The organism is Leeuwenhoekiella sp. MAR_2009_132 (assembly GCF_000687915.1).
Classification (GTDB): domain Bacteria; phylum Bacteroidota; class Bacteroidia; order Flavobacteriales; family Flavobacteriaceae; genus Leeuwenhoekiella.
Map to the genome: position 1 here is coordinate 67323 of NZ_JHZY01000002.1, position 25934 is coordinate 93256.

General features: G+C 39.4%; 20 protein-coding genes. 15 read left to right on the top strand and 5 right to left on the bottom strand.

All coding sequences use genetic code 11. From position 1 onward, the window contains the following. Positions 1 to 7: 7 nt before the first annotated feature. The 10 genes from P164_RS00400 to P164_RS00445 all read left to right on the top strand — a co-directional run bounded on the left by P164_RS00400 (position 8) and on the right by P164_RS00445 (position 10898). Entirely contained in the window at positions 8 to 961 is a 954-nt protein-coding gene (locus tag P164_RS00400; protein ID WP_028374514.1) for a GDP-mannose 4,6-dehydratase, read from the top strand. Beyond that, on the top strand, positions 954 to 1976 hold the full coding sequence (locus P164_RS00405) for a glycosyltransferase family 4 protein (RefSeq protein ID WP_028374515.1): 1023 nt from the start codon (positions 954 to 956) through the stop codon (positions 1974 to 1976). Before P164_RS00400 ends, P164_RS00405 begins: the two co-directional genes overlap by 8 nt. Beyond that, complete coding sequence (locus tag P164_RS00410; RefSeq protein ID WP_028374516.1) at positions 1977 to 3146, top strand: glycosyltransferase; 1170 nt, start codon at positions 1977 to 1979, stop codon at positions 3144 to 3146. After that, the gene (locus P164_RS00415; RefSeq protein ID WP_035899265.1) at positions 3146 to 3727 is read left to right on the top strand and encodes a putative colanic acid biosynthesis acetyltransferase; all 582 of its coding nucleotides are present in this window, start codon (positions 3146 to 3148) and stop codon (positions 3725 to 3727) included. Before P164_RS00410 ends, P164_RS00415 begins: the two co-directional genes overlap by 1 nt. Further along, positions 3720 to 4535 carry a glycosyltransferase family 2 protein gene (locus P164_RS00420; RefSeq protein WP_035899266.1) on the top strand — a complete coding sequence of 272 codons (816 nt, stop codon included), beginning with the start codon at positions 3720 to 3722 and terminating at the stop codon, positions 4533 to 4535. The genes P164_RS00415 and P164_RS00420 overlap by 8 nt, the downstream gene beginning before the upstream one ends. After that, entirely contained in the window at positions 4532 to 5467 is a 936-nt protein-coding gene (locus P164_RS00425; protein WP_028374518.1) for a UDP-glucuronic acid decarboxylase family protein, read from the top strand. The genes P164_RS00420 and P164_RS00425 overlap by 4 nt, the downstream gene beginning before the upstream one ends. Positions 5468 to 5477: 10 nt before the next feature. Continuing rightward, positions 5478 to 6248 (top strand): glycosyltransferase family 2 protein, encoded by a 771-nt coding sequence (locus P164_RS00430; RefSeq protein ID WP_028374519.1) that lies wholly within the window; start codon positions 5478 to 5480, stop codon positions 6246 to 6248. A 6-nt stretch (positions 6249 to 6254) separates the two neighbouring features. Then, positions 6255 to 7601, top strand: coding sequence for an exopolysaccharide biosynthesis polyprenyl glycosylphosphotransferase (locus P164_RS00435; RefSeq protein ID WP_028374520.1), 1347 nt, complete (start codon positions 6255 to 6257; stop codon positions 7599 to 7601). A gap of 97 nt (positions 7602 to 7698) precedes the next feature. Next, positions 7699 to 8493: a polysaccharide biosynthesis/export family protein gene (locus tag P164_RS00440; protein WP_028374521.1), complete on the top strand. Its 795-nt coding sequence runs from the start codon at positions 7699 to 7701 to the stop codon at positions 8491 to 8493. After that, positions 8493 to 10898 carry a GumC family protein gene (locus P164_RS00445; RefSeq protein ID WP_028374522.1) on the top strand — a complete coding sequence of 802 codons (2406 nt, stop codon included), beginning with the start codon at positions 8493 to 8495 and terminating at the stop codon, positions 10896 to 10898. Before P164_RS00440 ends, P164_RS00445 begins: the two co-directional genes overlap by 1 nt. Positions 10899 to 10979: 81 nt before the next feature. Here P164_RS00445 and P164_RS00450 read toward each other — a convergent pair whose 3' ends face one another. The 5 genes from P164_RS00450 to P164_RS00465 form a co-directional block, all read right to left on the bottom strand. Beyond that, entirely contained in the window at positions 10980 to 12146 is a 1167-nt protein-coding gene (locus P164_RS00450) for a sensor histidine kinase (RefSeq protein WP_028374523.1), read from the bottom strand. A gap of 83 nt (positions 12147 to 12229) precedes the next feature. Then, entirely contained in the window at positions 12230 to 14629 is a 2400-nt protein-coding gene (locus P164_RS00455) for a glycoside hydrolase family 31 protein (protein WP_028374524.1), read from the bottom strand. A gap of 87 nt (positions 14630 to 14716) precedes the next feature. Next, a complete protein-coding gene (locus tag P164_RS00460; protein ID WP_028374525.1) occupies positions 14717 to 16606 on the bottom strand; it encodes a RagB/SusD family nutrient uptake outer membrane protein in 1890 nt (629 codons plus the stop codon). Positions 16607 to 16617: 11 nt separating this feature from the next. Further along, positions 16618 to 17706: a TonB-dependent receptor domain-containing protein gene (locus P164_RS18765; RefSeq protein WP_316930195.1), complete on the bottom strand. Its 1089-nt coding sequence runs from the start codon at positions 17704 to 17706 to the stop codon at positions 16618 to 16620. After that, positions 17652 to 19802: a SusC/RagA family TonB-linked outer membrane protein gene (locus tag P164_RS00465; protein WP_051621100.1), complete on the bottom strand. Its 2151-nt coding sequence runs from the start codon at positions 19800 to 19802 to the stop codon at positions 17652 to 17654. The genes P164_RS18765 and P164_RS00465 overlap by 55 nt, the downstream gene beginning before the upstream one ends. A 266-nt stretch (positions 19803 to 20068) precedes the next feature. On the opposite strand from P164_RS00465, the gene P164_RS00470 reads away from it, so the two are divergent. The 5 genes from P164_RS00470 to P164_RS00485 all read left to right on the top strand — a co-directional run bounded on the left by P164_RS00470 (position 20069) and on the right by P164_RS00485 (position 25923). After that, the gene (locus P164_RS00470; RefSeq protein WP_028374526.1) at positions 20069 to 22807 is read left to right on the top strand and encodes a glycosyl hydrolase; all 2739 of its coding nucleotides are present in this window, start codon (positions 20069 to 20071) and stop codon (positions 22805 to 22807) included. A 27-nt stretch (positions 22808 to 22834) separates the two neighbouring features. Beyond that, entirely contained in the window at positions 22835 to 23218 is a 384-nt protein-coding gene (locus tag P164_RS19075) for a glycoside hydrolase family 88 protein (protein WP_262490347.1), read from the top strand. A 17-nt stretch (positions 23219 to 23235) separates the two neighbouring features. Further along, positions 23236 to 23958 (top strand): glycoside hydrolase family 88 protein, encoded by a 723-nt coding sequence (locus P164_RS00475; protein WP_262490348.1) that lies wholly within the window; start codon positions 23236 to 23238, stop codon positions 23956 to 23958. A 44-nt stretch (positions 23959 to 24002) separates the two neighbouring features. Continuing rightward, the gene (locus P164_RS00480; protein WP_028374527.1) at positions 24003 to 24920 is read left to right on the top strand and encodes an alpha/beta hydrolase; all 918 of its coding nucleotides are present in this window, start codon (positions 24003 to 24005) and stop codon (positions 24918 to 24920) included. A gap of 61 nt (positions 24921 to 24981) precedes the next feature. Next, complete coding sequence (locus tag P164_RS00485; RefSeq protein ID WP_028374528.1) at positions 24982 to 25923, top strand: glycoside hydrolase family 43 protein; 942 nt, start codon at positions 24982 to 24984, stop codon at positions 25921 to 25923. Positions 25924 to 25934 lie beyond the last annotated feature (11 nt).

The window sequence follows — 25934 nt, forward strand, 5'->3', positions numbered from 1 at the left end:
ACTATTTATGAAAACAGCATTAATAACAGGTATAACAGGACAAGATGGAGCGTATCTGGCTCAATTCTTGTTAAATAAGGGGTATGAAGTTATTGGCATCGTTAGAAGCGAGAATAGTATCAATGCTAAAGGACTAAAATATCTTAAGATTTTAGAACGCGTACAATTAGTAGAATGCGAACTAACAGATCTCTCTCAGGTTATTACAACGCTCAAAGCGTATGAGCCCAATGAAATATACAATCTGGCCGCTCAAAGCTCGGTTTCTCTGTCTTTTAATCAGCCTATAGGTACTATACAGTTTAATGTTTTATCTGTACTCAATCTATTAGAAGCCATTCGAATACTTGATATTTCAACAAAATTTTATCAGGCATCCAGTAGTGAAATTTTTGGTCAATCTCAATTGCCCATTACAGAGGATCGCGTAATTAATCCGTTAAGTCCCTACAGCATTTCAAAAGCTAGTGCGCACTGGATTACCCGTAATTATCGGGAGGCTTACGGTGTTTTTAGTTGCAGTGGTATACTTTTTAATCATGAATCGTATTTGAGAAGTTCAAACTTTTTCATTAAAAAAGTAATCCGTACGGCGATCGCAATACGTACTGGTGAAGAACAGGAATTGAGAGTTGGTAATATTGACATCAAAAGAGATTTTGGTTGGGCTCCTAAATATGTAGAGGCGATGTACCTGATGATGCAGCAGGAAAAGCCGGATGACTTTGTAATTTGTTCAGGAGTTTCAGTTTCTTTGCGCTCTCTAATAGAATATGTTTTTGAATATCTCAATATCTCAAAAGATCTTATAGTGGTAGATCCTAAATTTTACAGACCCACTGAGATTACTAATATTTATGGCGATAACTCAAAAGCAAAAAAACAATTGGGTTGGGACTATGATCTCTCTTTTTATAAGGTATTAGAAAAATTAATTGAGGAAGAATTAGAAAATGGATAAAGATAAATTACACGTTACCTATTTTCAGCGTAAACCCCGACCGGGTTTCAACTTTAGTATGGAAGCGATATTTGAAGATGTCAGATACCGTATTTCTAATCATATCACTCCAAAGGTTTATATATGCTCAGATTTTAATGATGGCTGGAAATCTAAAATATCTAATATTCTAGAAGCCTATCGTAGGCAAGGAAACGGAGTAAACCATATTACAGGAGAAGTACATTTCTTAAATCTCCTGATGAAAAAGAATCGAGTCGTACTAACGATTCTTGATTGTGGTATGATGAACCGCAAATCGGGATTTTCACGAAAAATCATTCAATGGCTCTACTTAAAGGCCCCTGTCGCAAAAGCTCAACTAGTAACAGCTATTTCTGCGCAGACGAAAGAACAAATAGTAGACTTTACAGGGTGTAATCCTAATAAAATCGTGGTTATTCCGGTTGCTATTGCAACTCGTTTTAAGCCCTCTCCAAAAGATTTTAATGAGGACTGTCCTAAAATTTTACAAATCGGTACAGGAGCAAATAAGAATCTAGAACGTTTAATTGAGGCCTTGGGTGGTATCTCGTGTGAGCTGCAGATTGTAGGTAAGCTGAGTCCAAAACAACTCTCATTACTCGAGCAGTATAGCATTAACTATACAAGTCTTTCTAACTTATCTAATGATGAAATTCTAAAATGTTACCAAGATGCAGACATTGTTTCATTTGTTTCTACGGCAGAAGGTTTTGGAATGCCTATTTTAGAAGCACATGCAGTGGAGCGCGTAGTGGTAACAAGCAATGTTTCTTCTATGCCCGAAGTAGCTGGAGAAGCGGCCTGTCTTGTCAACCCTTTTGAGGTGGAGTCAATTAAACAAGGATTTTTAAAAGTTATAGCAGATAAAGAGTATCGAGATCAGTTAATCGCTAATGGAAGAGTAAATAAGTTAAGGTATGATCCTCAATATATTGCAGAACGTTACTTAGAGGTTTATAAAAGCGTGGTTAATAAAAAACAGTTGGATTAATTGAAGTTTTTAAGAGTAATCGCATCTATGGATCCTGCCTCAGGCGGTCCGTGTCAGGGTATCCGGAACAGCGTCCCTGCTTTGAAAGAATTGGGTGTAAATACTACAGTTGCGACCTTAGATTCTCCTGAAGCTTCTTTTTTAGGACAGGACGACTTCAATATAGAAGCTTTGGGTCCCGGAAAGACGCCTTATGCGTATAGCAAAAAACTGAAAAACTGGCTTAAACAAAATCTGCAAGATTTTGATGTGGTTATTATTCACGGGGTATGGTTATATAACAGTTATGGCACCTTTTCCGAATGGAATACGTTAAAAAAATCAGGTGTAAAAGTTCCTAAGCTATACCTCATGCCTCACGGCATGCTCGATCCTTATTTCCAAATGGCAGAAGGACGTAAATTGAAAGCACTGCGTAATCGGGTATTCTGGCAGCTTTTGGAGAAAAAAGTCGTTAATGGTGTTGATGGTGTTTTGTTTACCTGCGAGCAAGAACTTCTTTTAGCCCGTACTACGTTCCCAGATTACCATCCTCAACACGAACTTAATGTAGGGTATGGGATACAACCCCCTCCAGCAAAAACTGAAGCACAACAACAGGCCTTTGTAACGAAATGTCCCGAAGCTGAGAATCAACCCTATTGGCTTTTTTTAAGTCGTGTTCATGAGAAAAAAGGAGTTGACCTTTTGATAACCGGGTATCGCAAGTTGATAGAAAAAAATCTAGAGGCACCTATTTTAGTAATTGCCGGTCCGGGTATGGAAACCCATTACGGATCTCATTTGAAAAAACTAGCGGAAGGATTACCGGTTTATTTTACAGGAATGCTCAAAGGAGACGAGAAATGGGGTGCCTTATATGGGGCAGACTGGTTTATATTGCCCAGTCATCAGGAAAACTTTGGCATTGCAGTAGTAGAAGCTTTAGCCTGTAAAACTCCGGTCGCAATTAGCGACCAGGTCAATATCTGGAGAGAAATCGATGCGGGTAAAGGGGGCGTGATCTTTAAAGATACTCCCGAAGGCGTTACTCAAGGTCTGGAGCTTATATCTGGTTTTTATGAACCCGATTTAGTTGATTTTAGAGCTCAAGCAATCGCCTTATATACTAAATTATTTACGGTTTCAGAAGCCGCAACGAAGCTTATCAAAAAATTGAAATTAAGTTAATGAGTTCTAAAAATACAGGGAATACGATTGATGCAGATCTCTCGGCCTATACTTCAGATTTTGGTTTAAAAAATAAAGTATACAGGCTCTTGTGGATGCTCAGTTCTTTTTTCTTTTTTAAACCTTTTCCAGGTCAGCCGTTTAAAACATGGAGAAACGTTGTATTGCGTATATTCGGCGCATCTGTTCATTCTACTGCACATATTTATGCGTCTGTGAAGATCTGGTCACCTAAAAATCTCCGTATTGGAGCACATAGTACTTTAGGGCCCAAAGTGGATTGCTACAATCAAGGAAGCATAACAATTGGGGTGAACACCATAGTTTCTCAAAAAACCTATCTCTGTGCCTCTACCCATGATTTTGAAAAATCAAATTTTCCGCTAATTTGTAAACCTATAATTATAGGTGATTCCGTCTGGATTGCAGCAAATGCTTTCGTAGGCCCGGGAGTAGTTATTCAGAATGGTGCAGTGGTTGGTGCCAGAGCTGCTGTATTTAAATATGTAGATTCCTGGACCGTCGTAGGTGGGAACCCTGCTCAATTTATTAAAAAACGCGTACTCAAAGCTTATGAATAAAATACCTGTTACCGTTTTAGTTCCTATTAAAAATGAGGAAATCAATCTAAGAAAATCTCTACCACTATTAACCGATTTTGATCAAATACTGATTCTGGATTCTCAAAGTACTGATGAATCTCTGAGTATAGCTGAATCGTATGGTGCAGAAATTCATCAATTTCACTGGAACGGAAAATTCCCTAAAAAGCGAAACTGGGCGCTTCGAAATCTGGAAATCAAAAACGATTGGGTTTTGTTTTTGGACGCTGATGAATATGTAACTCCAGAGTTTATTGAAGAATTAAAAGTTGCGATAACTAAGCCTGATGTTCAGGGCTATTGGATTGTCTTCCGTAATTACTTTATGGGGCATCAATTAAAACACGGGGATCAATTTAAAAAACTTCCCTTATTTAGAAAAGGCTCAGGCGAGTATGAGCGTATCATTGAAGACAGTTGGAGTCACTTGGATATGGAAGTTCATGAGCACCCCATTTTAGAAGGCGTTGTGGGTGATTTAAAGGCTCCGATACTGCATAATGATTACAAAGGATTAGAACACTATATTGCTCGTCACAATGCGTATAGCAGCTGGGAGGCACGTAGATTTATAAAACTGAAAGAATCGGGATTTGAAGGTCTTAATAGCAGGCAACGCTTAAAATATAAATTGATAGCCTTAGGTATAATGCCGTTTGCCTATTTTTGGGGAAATTATATTTTAAAAGCCGGTTTTCTAGATGGCATGGCGGGTTACTACTTTTCGAAATACAAAGCCAATTACTTTTTCCAAATACAAACTAAAATAAAGGAATTAACATCATGAAAAAAATACTAGTTACCGGGGGAGCCGGTTTTTTAGGGTCACACTTGTGTGAACGTCTTTTAAAGGAAGGCAACGAAGTTATTTGTTTAGATAATTATTTTACAGGATCCAAACAAAACATAGTCGAGTTTTTAGACAACCCGTATTTTGAGATGGTGCGTCATGATGTTACCGAACCCTATTATGCAGAAGTAGATGAGATTTACAATCTGGCCTGTCCTGCAAGCCCGGTGCATTATCAATACAATCCCATCAAAACGATTAAAACCTCGGTCATGGGTGCTATTAATATGCTGGGATTGGCCAAGCGGGTAAAAGCCCGAATTTTACAGGCCAGTACTTCTGAGGTTTATGGAGATCCGGCAGTACATCCCCAACCTGAAAGCTACTGGGGGAATGTAAACCCTATCGGCTTACGCTCCTGTTATGACGAAGGGAAACGTTGCGCAGAAACCCTTTTTATGGACTATTATAATCAAAATGGGGTAGATATTAAAATCGTACGTATTTTTAATACGTACGGTCCTAAAATGAACCCGGAAGATGGGCGCGTGGTTTCTAATTTTATTGTGCAGGCGTTGAAGGGAGAAGATATTACCATTTTTGGAGATGGTCAACAAACTCGTTCGTTTCAATATGTAGATGATTTAATAGAGGGATTTTGCAGAATGATGCAGAGTGAAGCGGGGTTTACCGGTCCTGTGAATCTGGGCAATTCCGGCGAATTCACGATGCTCGAGTTGGCAGAACAAGTATTGGATTTGGTGGGCTCCAAATCAAAACTCAAGTTTATGCCCTTACCTCAGGATGACCCTAAGCAGCGTAAACCCGATTCTTCTTTGGCCTATGCTAAACTAAACGGCTGGGAGTCAAAAGTTAAATTAAGAGATGGTCTGGAGCAAACAATTGCTTATTTTGATAAAATCATTTAATTGCTAACTATTGAAAATTTCTGTAATCACCATAGTCTATAATAATAAGAATACAATTGAATCGTGCCTGCAAGCTGTTCATAATCAAGATTATGCTCATGTTGAACATATTGTAATCGATGGGGGTTCTACAGACGGAACCCAGCAACTTATTGAAGCCTATAAAGACAATTTGGGCTACTATATTTCTGAAGCCGATACAGGTCTGTATAATGCCTTAAATAAGGGGATACGGGCAGCTACCGGAGACATCATTGGTATTTTACATTCTGATGATTTTTATCCTAATTCTTCCACATTAGGCGAAGTGGCGGCCGCTTTTGAAGCCACTGAAGCCGATGTGGTTTATGGGAATGGGATGTTTGTAGCCCGGGAAGACCCTTCCCAAATCAAGCGGGTGTATAAAGGGACTCCCTTTAAAAAAGCCCTGTTGAATTACGGCTGGGTACCTTTACATACGACTATGTATGCTACCGCAGCGGTATTTGACCGGTATGGGTTGTATGAAGAAGGGTATCGTATCGCCGGAGATTATGAGATGAGCTTACGCTGGTTTAAAAATCCTGATATTCGGTTTTATTTTTTAGACCGGTGGTTGGTCAAGATGCGACTGGGCGGTAAAAGCACCACCGCTTCACTTCAGAAAAAGAAATCTAAAGAAGATCTGGACATCATTCGCAGGTATGGGCTGTGGGGACCTTTTACGTTGGCGTTTAAAATAGCCCGCAAAATCCCACAGTATTTATTACCCCGTTTATTACCTGTAAAATCATATAACTAGCTCCATTTGCGTTTTTCAAAATACATAATTCCGATATCTATTGTTATCCATTTAGTTTTTATCAATGGAATTCTTGGATTTTTTGTACCCGAAACGTTCCTGAATTTTTGGGCGATTGTGTACTTTAACTTTTCCTGGATATTGAGCGCCTACTGGCTTAATTTTTATCCTACAGCGCGTAAAGAACGCTTCAGGGATAATTTCAATCGCTTTTTACAGTTGTTATTAGTTTTTGGTTTGGCGTATTTTGCCTGGTTTGGCTTTAGAAGAGCGGGTATCACAGCCTCCGGGAACCCGTCTTTTGCGTTAGGCGTTCTTTACGCGTGCCTTTTGGTCTATCGGATTTCGTTTTTTTGGGCGCGCAGCAGCTATCGGGAGATGGGTGGGAACCAGGTCAATGTTGTGGTCATAGGACGAGACCGGAATTTAAAAAAAATACGAAGCGTTTTTGATGAAGGGGATTTGGGGTATCGTTATAAGGGGTATTTTGACAATCAACATTCGCAAAGTCCTACCTACTTAGGTAAAATAGAAGAGTGTTTTCAATATGTACTAAACTACAATATCGATCAGATCTTTTGTACCGTTTCCCGCTTGTCACAGGCAGAACTGCTCAATTTGATGGCTTTTGCAGATAACAATATGAAAAAGCTCAAAATCATACCCGATAATAAAGAAATATTTACCCGGGCGATGACGATCGAGATGTATAAGTCTGTACCTGTATTGAATATGCGTGAACTGCCTTTAGATACCCTTTGGGCGCACTGGTCTAAGCGTACTTTTGATGTGATATTTTCATTATTAGTAATCGTAGGTATTTTATCGTGGTTGAGTCCTATTATTTTTATCTTGCAGCGTTTTGATTCTAATGAACCTCTATTTTTTAAGCAAAAGCGTCACGGGGTAGATCGTAAGGTATTCTGGTGCTATAAATTTAGATCGATGACCACCACAGCCGATGCAGATAAAACCATGATGACCAAAAACGATAAACGGGTTACCAAGTTGGGTCGTTTCTTGCGCCGAACCAGTATCGACGAGTTGCCCCAGTTTTATAATGTATTGTTGGGTGATATGAGTGTAGTGGGACCCCGGCCGCATATGGAACTGCATACCGAGATGTATCAGAGCTCGGTAGATAAGTATTTGGTTCGGCATTTTGTTAAACCCGGAATAACCGGTTTAGCGCAGGTACGGGGGTATCGCGGAGAAATCGTACAACAGGCCGATATCGTTAACCGTACGCGACTAGATATCTTTTATGTCGAGAAATGGTCGTTGCGGTTGGATATTAAAATTGTTATTAAGACTGTTTTAAACGCCATTCAAGGTGAAGAGAAAGCCTATTAATACTCAAGATCGTTTGTTAAAGTGTTTAAACTATAATCTAAAAGAAACACGAAGCTTCTTAAGAATATAATCATAAATTTGGCTAAATTTTAATTTGATGAATATAATAAAATATAGTGTTGTCTTTTTCTTGCTCATTAGCCTAAGCTCTTGTATTTCGAGAAAAGAAATGGTTTATTTCTATGAGCAGGAGCTCGATAATCCTTCGATACTTGTTGATTTAAATCAACCGGAGCGATCTCTGTTTAAAATTAAAACAAATGATCAACTTACTATTAGTGTTTCTGCACCCGAACAAGAAGCCGCAATACCTTTTAATTTGCCGGTTATAGGTGTTGGTAACGTAAGCAGTGGAGCATTAGAGCCTACAGGTACTCCTAGATTACAGACTTATTTAGTAAGTGATGAAGGTACTATTCAATTTCCGGTATTAGGAGACGTTAAAGTAAGCGGTTTAACACGAAAAGAAATTTCGGAATTATTACAAGAGAAGATTTCTATATATGTTCAAGACCCAATCGTGGTGGTGAGATTGGTTAATTTTCAGATTTCTGTTCTGGGAGAGGTGAATAAGCCGGGAACTTTTGCTATAAATGATGAATACATCAGTTTACCAAAGGCTTTAGGACTTGCAGGGGATATGACGATTTATGGGCGTAGAGATAATATATTAGTTATGCGCGAAGAAAATGGCACGTTAACAAAAGCCTATTTAGATATTACAGACAATGCTATTGTAAATTCTCCCTACTACTACTTAAAACAAAATGACGTTGTTGTCGTAGAGCCCAACGGCCCGGCACGTCAGGCAGCCAGTTACAATAGAAATACATCTTTGTATATTTCTGTAGCTTCCGTTATAATTTCACTAATTGTTGTAATATCTCGTTAATGCCCGATCAATCCTCGTATACTAAAATGGAAGAACAAGAAATCAATATTAGAGAAGAACTTGATAAGTATTTACGCTACTGGCCATGGTTTATTTTAGGGGTGCTCACCGCCTTAATCATCGCCTTTGTTTATTTAAAATTAAGTGTTCCTGTTTACCAAACCGTTGCCAGTGTCATTATTAAAGATGAAGAAAGCAAAGGTGGCGGTTTAGGTGCTGAGGCTGCCGGTTTTGCAGATTTGGGTCTCCTGGGAGGTATGAGCACCAATAGTATAGAAAATGAAATAGGACTTCTAAAATCCCGTCGCTTGATGATAAGTACCATACAGGCGCTTAAAGCGAATGTAGAGTATTATGATTTAGAGGGTGTTAAGGAAGATGAGTTGTATTTGAATACGCCCTTTCTCGTTGAGGTTATCACCTTAGATGAAGCTATACTCAGTAAAGCCGCCAGCGCAGCGTTGAATATTTTTACCATAGAACCCAAAGAACAAGGAACCCTGACCTTGACCTTTGTGGAAACCGGGAACTCCCAACTGGTAAAAATTGGGGAACTGGTCAATTTACCATTTGGGACGTTTATGTTTAAGGATAATCGTTTTAATGGGAATGGAGAAGCGGTCTCTGCAAAAAATCGGGTATTGGTAAAGGTTAAAAAAGTTGCTGATGTAGCCGATAAATACCGACAAACTGTACAAATTAATTTAATAGATGATAATGCCACACTTCTGGAGTTCAGCTTAGGAAGTACGGTTAAAGAAAAGGCTCAAAATATTTTAGATCAATTAATTTTTGAATACAATAAAGAGGCCATTGAAGATAAAAATGAAGTGGCGGTAAGTACCGCGCGTTTTATTGACGAGCGTTTAAAAATTATTAGTGGCGAACTCGATACGGTAGAGGTAGGGCTTGAAGAATTTAAGGAAGACAATAGTCTTACCAACATCGAAGCCGAAGCCTCACTCATTATCGAAAATGCGAGTGAGTATCGAAAGCGCGAACAGGAACTGCAAACCCAACTGTCTATATCCCGATCGATGCTGAGCTATCTTAAAAACGATACCGATAACAGTGGGCTGTTACCTGCTAATGTAGGATTAGAAAGCGAATCTGTAAATACGCAAATTGCCAACTACAACCAATTGGTTTTAGAACGCAACCGTATCTTAGCTGGTGCTACGGAGTTAAACCCGACGGTTACCCGTCTCAATTCACAAATTAATCAGCTTAAAGCTAATATTATTAACGGGCTTGAACAAACTTTATCTAACTTACGAATTGCTGAGAATGATTTAAACAGACAATCTCGTTTAATAGGTTCTGAAATTTCTAAGGTTCCTGCAAAAGAGCGTCAATTTAGAGACATCTCAAGACAGCAAAATATCAAAGAAGCCCTGTATATATTTCTGCTTCAGAAACGCGAAGAAAATTCGTTGTCCTTAGCGGCAACGGCACCTAAAGCAAAAATTGTAGATAGCGCTTATTCTTTAAACATACCCCTATCTCCAAAACCGAAAATTATTTTTGCAGCAGCTTTATTATTGGGTCTGGCAATTCCTTTTCTGGTCATTTATATCAAACGCTTACTCAATAATAAAATAGAGCGTCGAGAAGATATTGAGAAAGTAACCAAATCTATTCCTATTGTAGGGGAATTACCCAGTATTGCTAAAGGAGAATCTGATCTGGTAGTTGAAAACGACCGTTCGGTACTGGCGGAGTCTTTTAGAATTATGACCACTAACTTACAATACTTACTCGTCAATGTTGCGAATGAAGATCGAGGTTACTGTATTTATGTGACCTCTACGGTAAAGGGGGAGGGGAAAACCTTTACTTCGATCAACCTGGCTATGACCCTGGCCAATACCGGTAAAAAGGTGGTTATAGTGGGGGCCGACCTTAGAAATCCGCAGTTACAGCGTTATGATAACTCTTCCAAGAGTTTCTTAGGGGTGAGTGATTATCTGGTTAATAACGATCACAAAATTGATGATTTGGTTCACGATTCTAAATTTCATAACAATCTGAAGTTGTTCCTTTCGGGAAGTATTCCACCTAACCCGTCTGAACTTTTGAGACAGGCGAAGTTTGGGCATATGCTGAAAGACTTACAGACTAAATTTGATTATGTGATTGTAGATACGGCACCTTCAATGCTCGTAACCGATACCTTCTTAATTAGTAAACATGCAGAACTTATACTCTATGTAACCCGGGCCGGATACACCGAAAAGCGCTTGTTAGAATTCGCTGTTGATTCCAATAACGAAGGGAAACTACACGATGTAAGTTTTGTAATTAATGACGTGAAGAACGCTAATTTTGGTTATGGTAATAAATATGGTTATGCTTATGGACAAAGTAAACCTAGTTTGTGGGAGCGTTTTAAAAATAGTTTTTAATTCCTTATAAGTTATATATAAAAAGCCCTGTTGAATATTCAACAGGGCTTTTTATATATTAGAACGTTTTTTCTACTATAATCAAAGCAATGGAATCTCAATCCTTATTTGCGTTCCCTGATGTTTGGTACTTTCAATATGCATGGTACCATTTAAATTTGCAATGAGTTCTTTTACAAATAAGAGTCCCATCCCATAGCCCAACTCTCCTGAAGTTCCTGCTTTATGAATAGACTGGGTGTTTAGAATCGCATCAATTTGATTTTGATTCATTCCTACACCCCAATCTTTAACTTCAATTTTTAAAATGTCGAGCTTCAATTGTTCTTCTATCGCTAAATAAACATGTACCTGTTCTTTAGATCTGGTAAACTTTATGGCATTGGATATGAGATTGCCAATGAGCGGTAGCAAATTGCGTCTTGGGAATGTTAAATCGTGCTCCTTAAAGTCTATCGAAAGCTCAATATTCTTAGATCTAGCCTGTGGGCTGTAGAGATCACTTAATTTTGAAGCCAAGGAAGCTACGGTAAACTGGGCTTCCATTTTGCTTTCAGCAGCTGTAAAATGATCTTTTAAAATATCATTGGTTAATTGCAGAATGCCTGATGAAGCAGCCGAAATTAATTTTACGATATCCTGTAATTCTTCCTTTGTTTGACTTTCAAAATCATTGAGTTCTATAAGTTGGGAGATCCCGCTCAAAGGGCTTCGTACATCGTGTGCCAGGCGTAATTTTAGCAGTTTCTCCTCATGAGCCTGCTGAATGGCTTTTTGCGTTTCAAACTTTAATTGTATATGCTTTACAATTTGTTTTGCGATTATGTGTAGCTGTTCTATTTGAGCGTCTGACAACTCTTCAATTTTCTTACCGCCTACACACAGCGTACCTATTGCAATGTCATCTCCTAACCGTAACGGAATACCATAATAAAATTTATAGCCTTCATTCTTTACATAATCAGAATTTTTAAAACGCGGATCTAAGTCAACCCGGGATTCAAAATGATGCTTTTCTTCTATTGTAAAATTACAAATAGATTCTTCGCGACTTTTTTGTGAGAATTCATCCAGCGTTCCGGCGACGGTCCACTGCGTATAATTATCAATAAAATTTACTTCAGAAAGCTCAGTCCCTGCTATTTTAGCGGCTAATACACTTAAAGGGCCAAACTCACTGCGAAGCGACTCATAATCCAGATCGAGATCTGCTAATTTTTGTACTCTTAAAAAGTCTTTATTAATCAATTGTAGGGTTTAGAGGCCCTAAAAATAAGTCATATTTAAAGCTAAACTTCACATTTTGTTCGCATTAAAAATTGTTTAACATTTTAAAGCTCAATTTTAATGGTTTTTAATTTTTGAACATCAGTAAGGGCGAATTCTAAAATTTCGTTTTCATACGTATAACTTGAAATCTCATTATTATTTATCTTAATAGCTGTGGGTTTTGCTACAAAATGTACCCGTACGTTATACGTGCGCTTAGCTAATTCAAAATTTTTATAATCGGGATTAATGGTAATAGCTAAGGAATTTTCAGTATGCGCTGTAGTAATTTGAGTACGGGTATACATCCCTTTTTTATAGTCTAAGCTTTTACCATCATCATCATACAATTGAAATTCTGAATTTTTACCGGAGTAGATATCTAAGGTAATGACCTCCGGAGTTTTAGACCCAATGGTTTCTAACCGGTCTTGTGTAGGTATAATAGCGCCTTCTTTAATAAATATAGGCATCTCGTCTAAGGGGCATAAGACATTTATAAAACGCTTCCCGGTATATGCTTCCTGTGTCCAGTAATTAATCCAATTTCCTTCGGGCAGATAAACCGTACGGGTTTTAGCTCCTTTTGTAGTAACGGGACAAATCATCATAGCATCTCCTAATAAATATTGATCTGTTATAGCATATACATTGGGATCTTCCTGATAATCGAGCACTAATGCGCGCATGATTGGGCTTCCATCTTTATGGTTTTTATACATAGTACTGTATAAATAGGGGGTGAGGCTATAGCGTAGGTCGTCGTATTTCTTAAAGCTTGCCAGAGCTTCATCACCATATTTCCAGGGTTCTTTATAGTTGGGATGCTCCATACCAAACAAATGTGCTATAGGACTCATCAAACCAAACTGCGTCCATCTGATGTATAACTCGGGGTCTGCAACGTGTTCAAAACCACCCATACAATGCGCCCAGTTGCTCACGCCTGATAAACCAATATTTAACCCCGCTTTAATCACGGGTTCAAAATACTGCCATTCGCTAGGCCAGTCACCCGCAAAAATAAAGGGATAACGTTGAATACCGGCGTAGCCTTCTCGGGTATGATTCATTCCGCGTTGACCGTTATACGTTTCAAACTTCTTATAGGGTGCTTTAGCATAAACGAGCGGAAACAAATTATGCAATCGCTTGATCTCTTCGCCTTGAGGACCGGTTTTATCACTTTCATTGGCTTTTCGCCCAAAGGCACTTCCTTCGTCGGTTTTAAAAAACATAGCACCCGAATCTGCAAGGCGCTTCGCTCCATTTTGCCACCACCAGTTTACAGCTTCTTCGTCAAAAAAGTTTACAAATTCACCGGTATTATTGGGTTCGGGATATACAAAACCCGCTTCACGGGCCTGATCGAGTAAATTGAGTGTGTTACCATTATCAAAACGCGGTCTTACGTGAACGCCCACCATACTTAAGTCCTGCGCATACAGGCTGTCAAACATAGCTTCGGGATTTTCAAAGGTTTCCCGCCATTCAAAAGTTGTAGCACCGCTGCCTCCATTTTTACCGAAAATACGCCAGGTAGAATCCAGATGTAAAATATCTATTGGAATATTAAGTGCTCTAAATTTTTTTACAAGCGCTACGGGATATTGATCTGAAGTTAATTCTTCGTACCCCCAGGTTCCGCCGCTGTACGTCCCTACGTGCAGCCCTAAGGCAGCCTTAGGAAGTAACGGAGATTTACCAGTAATGTCCGTATAGTGATCTAAGATCGCCGGAAAACCGGGCCCGTAGATAAAATAATAGTCGAGTTCCCCACCTTTAGCTTCAAACGTGTAGACATCGTTAGCGGTGTGTCCCATATCCCAGCGTGTTTCAAATGAAGTATGAAAAAATATCCCATATCCACGCGTACTCATAAAAAATGGCACCGGACTGTAATTGGCTTCCAAAACGTTGTAAGCACCGATAATATGGGGCAAACCCTCACCGCGACCCACCGTAAGATTGGTGATTTTACCTCTTCGGTCTAAGAAATCCATACTTTCGCCAAAGCCAAAGAAATGTTCGTCAGGAAATAATTCTTTTTGAGCGCCTACTACTTGATCTTTTGTATAATCTCCGGAGTTGGCATCTTTAGAAAGTATGTTTCCAAATTTATCTTTAATCGTTACCTGAACCGGATTTTTAGTTACTTCTACAAGGAGCTGCGCTGTTTTTAACTGAATTAAATCTGCAGTTTCTTTAAGATCCCATTTGGTTTCTGCCCAGTCATACTGCGTTACCATATAGGGTTCATTAGGTTCAAAATTACCATCCCAGGAGGTTCTAAATCGTATAACAGCTGCGTTGCAGATCTCCATACACATATGACCTTTAGTTGTTTTAATCTGAATGTGTTTTTTATCCTGGCTTGTTATCGATTGAAAACTGCCTAAAGTGGTCTGGGCAGCAAGCGATGCTGTAATTAAAAGACTAAACAGAAAAATAGATAAGCGCATAGTAGTTGAGTTAAAATTATAAACAGGAATAGTCAAACACGCTTTAATGTGTTTGACTATTCTTTAAGTTAACCGGAATAATCACTATTAGAATCCCGGATTTTGCATTGCTTGTTTTTCACTTGGAGACAAAGAAGCTCCATCAATTTTTAAAGCATCAAGGTACGACTGTGGTACCGGACGTAAGGTAAATTTCTCACTCACATTTGCCGCTGCATCAGGGTTAAATGCTTTTGCTCTGCTAATTAAACGTTCAGTTCTGGTAAGATCTACCCATCTGTAGAATTCACCCATAAGTTCGCGTGCACGTTCATTAAGTACAAACTCTATAAATAAATCTGCTTTAGAACCTGATCTTGCAGGGTACAACTGCGCATTTGCTTCTGGTGTGCCGGGTGTAAAAAAGGCTTCGGTGGCCTGCATAGCATCAGCAGTACTTGTAGTAACTCCGTAATTAACCTCAGGTTCTGTAAGGTAATAAACAAAACCACGATCTTCACCTTCTTTATATGCAGCACGCTCTCGTAACTCATTTATATAACCAAGTGCAGTATTGTAATCACCCATTCTGCCATAAGCTTCTGCTGCTATTAAATACGTCTCTCCCAGACGTGCAAGAATACCATCACGAGTTCCTTTAGCATCATTAAAGTTGGTTCTAAACGGGTCTGCATATTTTAGTAGGGAAGGGTAAGTGCTTATGTTATAATCTGTAGTTTGATTACCATTTTCATCAACTGCATATCTTGCAACCACCAGTGGCGCCAACGTTGATTTATAAGCAGGTGTAAAGCGCATATCGTCACGTTCATTCACCACATAGACTGCTGCAGTATCCCCTACATTAAATTTTAATTCACCTACTAGATCTGGAGTGGGCGCTGTAGCTGCTGTCCATCTGGGTACAGAGTTTGTATTCTGAGCGATATATGAAGTCTGAAAACTCTTATAAAATCTGGAGTCATTTACCCGGTCAAAATTATCAAGGCCATAGTCTGTAGGCTTTAAGCGCTGAAATTCCCGTCCATCTGCAAGATTACGCGTCATACCCGGAAAGAAGCGATAGACTGATAAGAAATACAGGTGCGTTTGATTTCCGTATCTCCCTAAAAGTGCCTGTGTATTGTCAAACTGTGCGGCTAGTAGAATTTCAGATAATTGCTCGTTAGCCCCATTTACAGCGGTATAATTAAAAATATCTTTATAATTAGGTGCTAGTGAACGCTCACTGATTACCTGATCTGCAAGAGTAGCCGCCATTTGTAAATCGTTTGGCTGTGTTATTTCGGCATTCAATTCGCTAGCTCGCGTAAGATATGCTTTAGCTAAATAATGACGTGCTGCAGCTTTTGTGAGTCGGCCTTCCTGAGTTTCTTCAGTAGGAAGCATTTCTACCGCTTTTGTCAAATCATCTATTAATAAATTAAAAACATCTGCCTTAGGCTGTCTGGGGAAATCTGCACGATCTGTCGTTATAGGTTCTGTAGATATTGGCACATCACCAAACTGCGTTACGAGATTGTAATAATTAAACCCTCTAAAAAAATAGAGTTCTCCCATACGCGTATCTCGCAAAGCGGGAGTTTCTGCAAGCACTTCTGGAATTTTAGAAATACCAATATTCGCGAGATTTATCTGCGCATACATATTGTTCCAATAAGGCGCAAGATTGTCTCGTTCTGTAGCATCTAATTCACTGCTGTATTGATTCCATTTGATGTGGTTTGTGCCCCCACCATTAGTAAAGGTGTCAGTCCCATAATTGGTTAAAACATACGACCATTCATAATTAAAATGAAAGCGTAAGCCCTCATAAGCACCGTTTACAAGTTCTTCTAATCCTTCTGGCGAGTTGTAGCGCTCCTGCGTAAGTACTGCCACCAGTTCTTCCTGTATGAAATCATCGCTGCAAGAGCTGTAACCCAATGGAAGAGCAGCAAGTGCGCAAAGTGTTATTTTTTTATATAAATTTTTCATCTTGCTTTTTTTTAAAATGTAACATTAAGTCCTACAACAAAACTGTTTGTTGTGATAGACGAGGCGCTGTTGTTAGAACCCCCATTTTGAAAACTACTATCAGGATCTAAGAAATCTGCTTTCGAATATAACCACGGGTTTATTGCCTGAGCATAAATTTTTAAGTTTGACAAGCCTATTTTTTCGATATAGTTTTTTTCAAAATTATACCCGAGTGATACATATCTTAGCTTGATGAATGATCCATCCTGATAATTCATAGAACTAAAGAACAGGGGTTGACCGCCATTGTTGTAATTCGGTCTAGGATATGCATTGGTAGGATTATTTGGTGTCCAGTAATCTACTGCGCGATGCACGTATTGACCTTGTAAATCTACCGCTCCACCACGTATGGTAGCACCCCATTCTGAATATAAGAATGCACTTAAATCCCAATTTTTATAGCTGAAGGTATTGATAAGTCCACCTATCCATTCCGGATTGCCATTACCTATTATCTGACGGTCGTTAGTAGGATCTATAATACCATCGTTATTTACATCCTGTACTCTAATATCTCCCGGCTCATAATCTGCACCGTTGTCATTGTAACGTGCAAGCTCAGCTGCATCTGCAGTTTGCCAAATACCTATTTTTTTGAAATCGTAAATAGCACCTACTGGCTGGCCTATAAAATAGCCGTTATTAATATCATCATCTTTACTTCCGTCAACCAGTGATACAATTTCAGTACGGCTTGAGGTAAAAGTTAAGTCAGATGTCCATCTAAAATCAGGACTTTCAATATTTACCGTAGAAAGCGCCAGTTCAACTCCTGTATTCTTGGTTTTTCCGGCGTTGACTGTAATCGTACCGTAACCCGTAACCGAGTTTGGCGTTTTATTTAAAAGAATATCATCGGTATTTGCTACATAATATTCAATAGAACCTGTAATTCTATTGTTTAGAAAACCATAATCTAATCCCAGGTTAATTTGTTGTGTATGTTCCCAACCTAAATTTCTATTGGGCAAGCTTCCCTGATCTGTACCTTTAGGATCCCCTACGACATAACCGGGTGCTGCAATAGAACCAAATATATACGGAAGCCTAACCAGTCCTCCAGAAGTCGAGTAGGGGCAACAGCCTGATTACCTACTTCACCATAACCCAGTCGTAATTTAAACTGATTGATCCAGTCTATATCTTTCATAAAATCTTCCTGCTCCATTTTCCAACCTAAAGCCAATGATGGAAAGAAATCCCATTTATTACCTTCACTTAATACGGAAGCAGCATCTGCACGACCGGTTACCGTTAAGAGGTATTTGTCTAGAAGGCCGTAATTTAAACGAGCCATATACGAGGTAAGTGTACGTTTAGTATAACTAGACCCCCAGCCATCAAGAGCTCCACGGTTTGTTGAGCCCAGGTTGTACCATAACTGACTATCATACGGTAAATCTGAAGCAGTCATATCATTACTTTCGCCGGTAACACGTGACGAACTTTGTAGCAGGGTAACCCCTACATTGTGTAAATCATTAAAGTTTTTATTGTAGTACAGTAGGTTTTCAAGCGTCCAGGATACACTCTCGCTGGTTGAGTAGCGTGCATAATTTGTAGAAGAAGAACTGCCACCACCTCGTAAACTTGATTCCGCACTTTGAAACTGACCATTTCTAAAATTACGAATATCGGGACCAAAGATGGTCTTAAACCTTAAGCCTTCAGCTAATTTTAATTCCGCAAAAAAGCTGCCAAACATACGTGCAGTTTTACGCTCGTTGATCACTTCACCAATATCGCGTATTGGGTTTATGATATTTGGGTTACCACCGGGATTAAAAATATAATCTCCATTAGCATCATAAGGTTGCGCATAAGGTAACTGTCCTAAAGCCGCTTCATAAAGCGTTCTTGACCCTCTTGATCCTCCGGCTGCATACCCATAATCCTGTACCGAATAACTCGCATTGATCGTTCCTCCTATGGTAAACCAGTCTACCGGAGATAATTCTAAATTCATCAAAGCACTGTAGCGTTTGTATTCCTGACCCGGTACGGTTCCCTGTTGATCTAAATAACCTGTAGAGATATAGGCTTTCATTTTTTCAGTACCCATATTGGCACTCAGGTTGTGTTGCTGTAAAATACCTGTTTGTTCTGCAAAATCGGTCCAGTTTGCAGTAGGTACCTGTGAACCGTCATATACCGGTATTTCACTTACACCATAAAGGGCCTGCTCTTCTGCAGTCGCAGGGCGGGTTTGTACGATGCGTGCATCACGGTCAACCCAGGAGTACCCGTCTAAAATATTATTTAATGCCGTCTCATCACCGCCAAAATACTGTGCATCTAAGATTGGGTCTGCATAGCCCTTACTCTGATAAAGACCGGCACCGCGTAACGCATCTCGTCTGTATTCGGCATAGTCTCCTGCATTCCAATAGTCAGCAAGATTACGTATGTTTTCGACAGTTACATTGGTACTGTAGTTTAATTGAAATCTTCCGTCTTTACCACTTTTGGTAGTTACTAATACCACGCCGTTTGCACCACGTGAACCATAAATAGCAGTTGCCGAAGCATCTTTTAGAATCTCAACAGATTCAATATCATTAGGATTGAATGCTTCTAAGCCACCCGATTGCAGCGGTACACCGTCAACCACATACAGAGGACTGCTATTACCGCTTATAGAGCGTTCACCACGTATACGTATAGAACCTATTTCACCCGGTCTCGCATTAGATGAAATATTTACCCCGGCAGCTTTACCCTGAATACCTTGTAAAGTGTTTTGAACCGGGAAGTCATTGAGTTCATCTGCAGATACCTGCGAGATAGCACCAGTTATATCTGACTTCTTTTGGGTACCATATCCCACTACGATGACGGCGTCTAATTCTGAGCTATCTTCTTGTAACGTAATAGGATATGAATTTGCAGCACCTACAAGTTGCGAAATCGATTTCATTCCTACAAAAGAAAAAAGGAGGGTTTGGCCTTCATTAGCCTGTAAGCTGTAATTACCGTCAAAATCGGTTTGGGTACCTGTTGAGGTTCCCTGTACAATGACATTAACTCCCGGGAGCGGCATTCCCTGAGAATCTGTAACGGTACCCGATACTGTTTTTTCTTGTGCCCAGATGGTTATACTAAGCATTAAAAAACTTAAAAACAGTACGATGTGTTTTTGCGTTTTTTTCATATTCATTAATTTTTAGAGAGATAAACTAGCATTAGTTGTTTGTGCTTTAAAATTAAATAAAGGAAACGGTAGCGCTATCCTGTACTTACTGTGCTGTACTGTCCTGCTTTATGTTAATATAGTCGTGGTAGTTTCTACTATACATTAATTAGTGTGCTCAACAGGACGGCACAGGATAGCATTTGATTTATGAACTTTTATTTTTAGCATAACTTGAATACCTGTAGCATACCCACTTATTTTTAGCAATTAATTACCTTGAATTAATGACCTATACCAACCCTAAATATTTATTGATCCTCTCAGCCTTAATGGTTTTTTTAAGTTGTAAAACGCAAGAGCATCAAGAACCGTTAAAAAATTCGATCTGGCCTGAAGTTACCAATACCACTAAGCCGTGGACACGCTGGTGGTGGATGGGTAGTGCAGTAGATAAACCCAATCTAAAAAAACACCTCATTGCTTTTCAAGAAGCAGGTCTTGGCGGAGTGGAAATTACTCCCATATATGGTGTAAAAGGGGAAGAAGCTAATTTTCTAGATCATCTTTCTCCAAAATGGCTGGAGATGCTAGATTATACCATTTCTACCGCAGACAGTCTTGGTCTGGGAGTCGATATGGTTTTAGGAACCGGCTGGCCTTATGGTGGGCCACAGGTTACAAAAGAGTTTGCCGCAACCAAGCTGGTAGTGTCTACTTATACGGTAAGAAAAGGAGTTGCCTTTACTAGCGCCATTCATCCACCAGCTATCGAAAAGCAACCTGCAGTGTTCTCTGCTTTGTTAGCTTACGACGACGATGGAAACTTAAAAGATTTAACGACACAAGTTAGTGACGGGACAATTTCATGGGAGAATCCTGATGCAGACTATACCGTATATGCCTTATTTACCGGTAAAACAGGTCAGCAGGTAAAACGGTCTGCCCCGGGTGGTGCAGGTTATACTTTAGATCATTATTCTAACGAAGCTTTTGAGGCATACGTAAAACCTTATGATTCTGCATTTGCGAAATTAAATGGAAATCTTCGTGCTATTTTTAATGATAGTTATGAAGTATATGGTACCGATTTTACACCTAAGTTCTTTTCTTTTTTTGAAGAACACAGAGGTTACGATCTTAAACAACATATCAATCTTTTATTGAGTGAAGAAGACGAGGAACTGGGCAATCGGGTAAAAGCAGATTACAGGCTTACCATTTCTGAATTATTATTGACCCAATTTGATGAACCCTGGACTAAATGGGCAAACACCCATAATTTTAAAACCAAATTGCAGGCACATGGTTCGCCGGGCAATTTGATCGACTTATATGCATCGGCAGATATTCCCGAGTGTGAGACTTTTGGCTCTATGCCGTATGATATACAGGGTTTTAGACGCGAAGCCGAAAATATACGTAGCGGTGATGCAGATCCTGTAATGCTGAAGTTTTCGTCTTCCGCAGGGCATATCGCCGGGAAACCTTTAATTTCTTCAGAGACATTTACGTGGTTACGCGAGCATTTTAAAACCGCACTTTCACAAACAAAACCGGAAGCAGAAGAGTTGTTGCTTAATGGGGTAAATCATATCTTTTTACATGGCTCTACCTATTCACCGGAGCGTGCAGGTTGGCCGGGCTGGAAGTTTTATGCTTCTGTAAATTTTAGTCCTAATACTACGATATGGGAGGATGTACCTGCTCTATTTTCGTATTTGACTAATGTGCAATCTGTTTTACAAGAGGGTAAACCCGATAATGAGACTTTATTATACTGGCCTATTCAGGATGAGTGGAACAAATTTCAGCACGGTAAATTGTTCTTTGAGTTTAAAATTCACTCGCTAGAGGAGTGGTTGCTGGGTACACCCTTTTATAATACTACTCAGGAACTGATGCAAAAAGGTTATGGAGTAGATTTTCTTTCAGATGATTTTCTAAAACAAGCAACTGTTGTAGATGGAAAGATCGTTCTACCCGGCGGTAGCTACAAGTCTTTGGTAGTCCCAGATACTGATTTTATGCCATTGGCAACACTTCAAAAATTAATTGAATTGAAAAATCAGGGAGCTTCGGTACTATTTAGAGGCTTACCAGAAAGTGTTCCGGGGTTTTATAAATATGTGCAGCAAACCCAAGAATTAAAATCACTTATCGAAACTAATTCTCTTTCAGCAACTGATTTAGAAACCGGTTTGCAAGCAGCTTCAGTGTATCCCGAGACTTTAGTAAACACAGGGTTAAAATTTATAAGACGGGATGTTGATGGAAGCAAAATTTATTATTTGGTAAATCATACCGCAAATGCTATTGATCACTATATTCCGCTTGCGGGAACAGTTGAGAATGTGCTGATTTTAGATCCGCTTACGCGAAAGGCGGGAGCTGCACGTACCAAAAAAGCAAATGGTGTTACTACTGTAAACGTGCAAATCGCATCTGGTGATGCCTTAATTCTTAAAACAAATACTTCAGTTGCTGCAGATGACTGGGTGTATACTAATCCTATAAATTCAGGAATTGAGTTGACCAATCCCTGGAAAATTTCATTTGAAAAGGGTGGTCCTGTCTTACCCGAAGCTGTAGAAATGAAAAGCCTAAAATCCTGGACGACTTTAGGTAAGGAAGCCGAAGAATTTTCAGGAACAGCCGTATACACAACAATGTTTAATACGCCAGATGTTGAAGCAGATGCGTGGCGCTTAGATTTAGGCGACGTACGGGAAAGTGCAGCAGTTTGGTTAGATGATGTGTATATAGGTACTGCCTGGTCTGTACCCTATGTTCTTGATTTAGGTAAACTAGATTCGGGAAAACATACTTTAAAAATTAAAGTCACCAATCTTGCAGCAAACAGACTTCGTGCTAAAGAACTACGCGGTGAAGAATGGAAAATTTTTTATGAGATCAATATGGTAAATAAAGATTACAAACCTTTTGACGCTACCGTATGGGAACCTACTCCTTCTGGTTTATTAAGTCCCGTAAAATTGATTCCGCTTAAAACAACAACAAACTAATTACTTGATAAATTAAAGAATACTCTGATGAATAAAACAATCGCATTGCTACTTTTTGCTGTGTTTAGTATTAACTGTGCAGCTCAAAAAACAATAGACCGTAACGACATTTTAGCAAAAATGGAATTAGCCAATTCGTATTTTATGCAAAAATGGCCCGATGTAGGCAAAACCATTATTACTAATAAAGAGCGCCCCAGCCACATCTGGACACGCGGGGTTTATTATGAAGGCTTAATGGCACTTCACAAAATTTACCCTAAAGAAGAGTATTATACCTACGCGCTAGACTGGGCTAACTTTCACGAGTGGAGTTTTAGAAGTGGTAACGAGACCCGTAATGCAGATGATTATGATGCAGCACATACCTATATCGATTTGTACAATTTGCAACCCGACCCGAGAAACTAAAAAACACCCGCGCGTGTATGCAGAAGTTTCTAGTTACACCTCAAAATGGGGATTGGGACTGGATTGATGCCATACAAATGGGAATGCCTGTTTTTGCAAAAATGGGCGTGTTGGAACAAGACGACCGTTATTTTGAGAAAATGTACCAGATGTATATGGAAAGTAGAAACGTAATCGGCGGGAAGGGCTTATACAATCCTGAGGACGGACTCTGGTGGCGTGATGCAGATTTTGATTCGCCATATACAGAGCCTAATGGAGAAGATTCGTATTGGAGCCGCGGGAATGGCTGGGTGATTGCAGCATTAGCAAAAACACTTGCTATAATCCCGGCAGATGCTCCACACCGCGAGCAGTATGTAGAAGATTTACAAGCAATGGCAGAAGCTCTAAAAAAGGTACAGCGTCCTGATGGCTTCTGGAATGTGAGTTTACACGATCCCACACATTTTGGAGGTAAAGAAACTTCAGGAACAGCTCTGTTTGTATACGGTATCGCATATGGGATTAACAACGATTTACTAGATAGAGAGACCTATTTACCTGTAATTACTAAAGCCTGGAATGCGATGATTTCAGATAGTTTACACGAAAATGGATTTTTAGGATGGTTACAATCTACGGGTAAAGAACCTAAAGATGGGCAGCCGCTTTCTTATGATAAGCAACCCGATTTTGAAGATTATGGTTTGGGTTGTTTTCTTTTAGCAGGTGCCGAAATGTATCGTTTAGAGTTTTAAAATGTAGTTTTTACAATTAACTTTTCTTTGTTTAACTTTCCGGTATGAAATTAAAAATAATTTTAATGAGCTTATTTTTAAGCAATGCTGCAATAGCCCAACAGGAAGAAGTTAAACTTTGGGATGTAGTGCCGGGAAGTATTACAAATGATTCTTTTAAAGAAGAAAAGCAATACGAAGGTGATCAAATACGAGGATATAGCAAAGTTTCAGAGCCTACATTAACCATTTTCACTCCGGAAGATGGTAAAAGTAACGGCACTGCAGTGGTAATTTGTCCCGGTGGTGGTTACAGCCATTTAGCGATAAATAAAGAAGGCTACAAACTAGGCGCCTGGTTTGCAGAACAGGGTATTACAGGATTTGTGTTAAAAAATAGATTACCTAGTGATGCCATTATGCAGGATAAAACTATTGGTCCGCTACAAGATGTACAACGTGCGATTCGCTATGTTCGGGAAAACGCTTTAAAATTTGGTATCGACACTACAAAAGTGGGGGTAATGGGTTTTTCGGCAGGTGGACATCTTGCTGTTACCGCATCTACTTTGTATGAGGAAGCTGTATATGACAGTAAAGAAGGTGTGTCTGCAAAACCTGATTTTTCAATGCTAATTTATCCAGTAGTTAGTATGAAAAAAGGAGTAACACATCAAGGTTCGCGAGATAATTTATTGGGTAAAAATCCCGATGAAGCGACTGTCACAAAATACTCAGGAGAAGAACAAGTAACAGCAGCTACTCCAAAGACTTTTCTAATTCACGCTACAGATGATAAAGCTGTTCCGGTAGAAAACAGTATTCATTATTACCTGGCTTTAAAAGATGCCGGTGTACCGGTAGAACTGCATATCTATGAAGATGGCGGTCACGGGTTTGGGATGGGACGCTCTGCAACAGCCGATTCTTGGCCTGCAGCATTAAATCTGTGGTTGAAAAAGCATAGCTTAATTTCAGAGTAATTAAATTCAAAATTTCATCCTGAACTTGTTCTAAAACCTCATCACACGTAATTTTTATATTATGATCAAAAAAATTCTATTCGTACTTATAATTGCAACCGCTTTTACTTCCTGTAAAGCTCAAGAGCCCGCTTACTTGTTTACTTATTTTAAAGGTAACGGGGAAGATGGTTTGCATCTGGCTTACAGTACCGATGCGCTAAATTGGAAATCGCTAAACAACGATGAATCTATTTTGACTCCAGAGGTGGGGGAGCAAAAATTAATGCGTGATCCCGCAGTAATTAAAGGTGGAGACGGCTTGTATCATATGGTATGGACCACCGGTTGGACCGAGCGGGGTATCGGTTATGCCTCTTCAGAAGATCTGGTAAACTGGTCTGAGCAGCAATTAATACCGGTTATGCAACACGAAGAAACTGCGCGTAATTGCTGGGCTCCGGAGATTACCTACGATGCTAAAAACGACCAATATATGATTTACTGGGCGACCACCATCCCCGGTTTATTCCCGGAAACCCAATCAAAAGCAGATGATGGATACAACCACCGTATGTATTATATCCTAACCAAGGATTTTAAAGATTTTACTAAAGCCGAAGTACTATACGAACCGGGTTTTAATTCCATAGACGCGACCATACAATGGGATGGCGAGCAGTATGTGATGTTTTTAAAAGATGAAACCCGCGAACCGGCACGTAAAAATTTAAAAGTTGCATTCGCGGAAAATTTAACCGGACCGTATTCTGAAGCTAGCGAACCCATCACCGGTAAATACTGGGCAGAAGGACCTACTGCCATTCAAAAAGATGGGAAATGGATTGTTTATTTTGATAAATATACCGACCATCAATACGGCGCTGTGATGTCTGAAGACTTAAAAAACTGGACCGATATTTCAGATAAAGTTACATTTCCTGATGGTATACGTCACGGGACTGTGATATGTGTTTCTACCGCGGAGTTGAAACAGATTCAAGAGGTATTAGTAATTGATTGAGATGTTGTGAT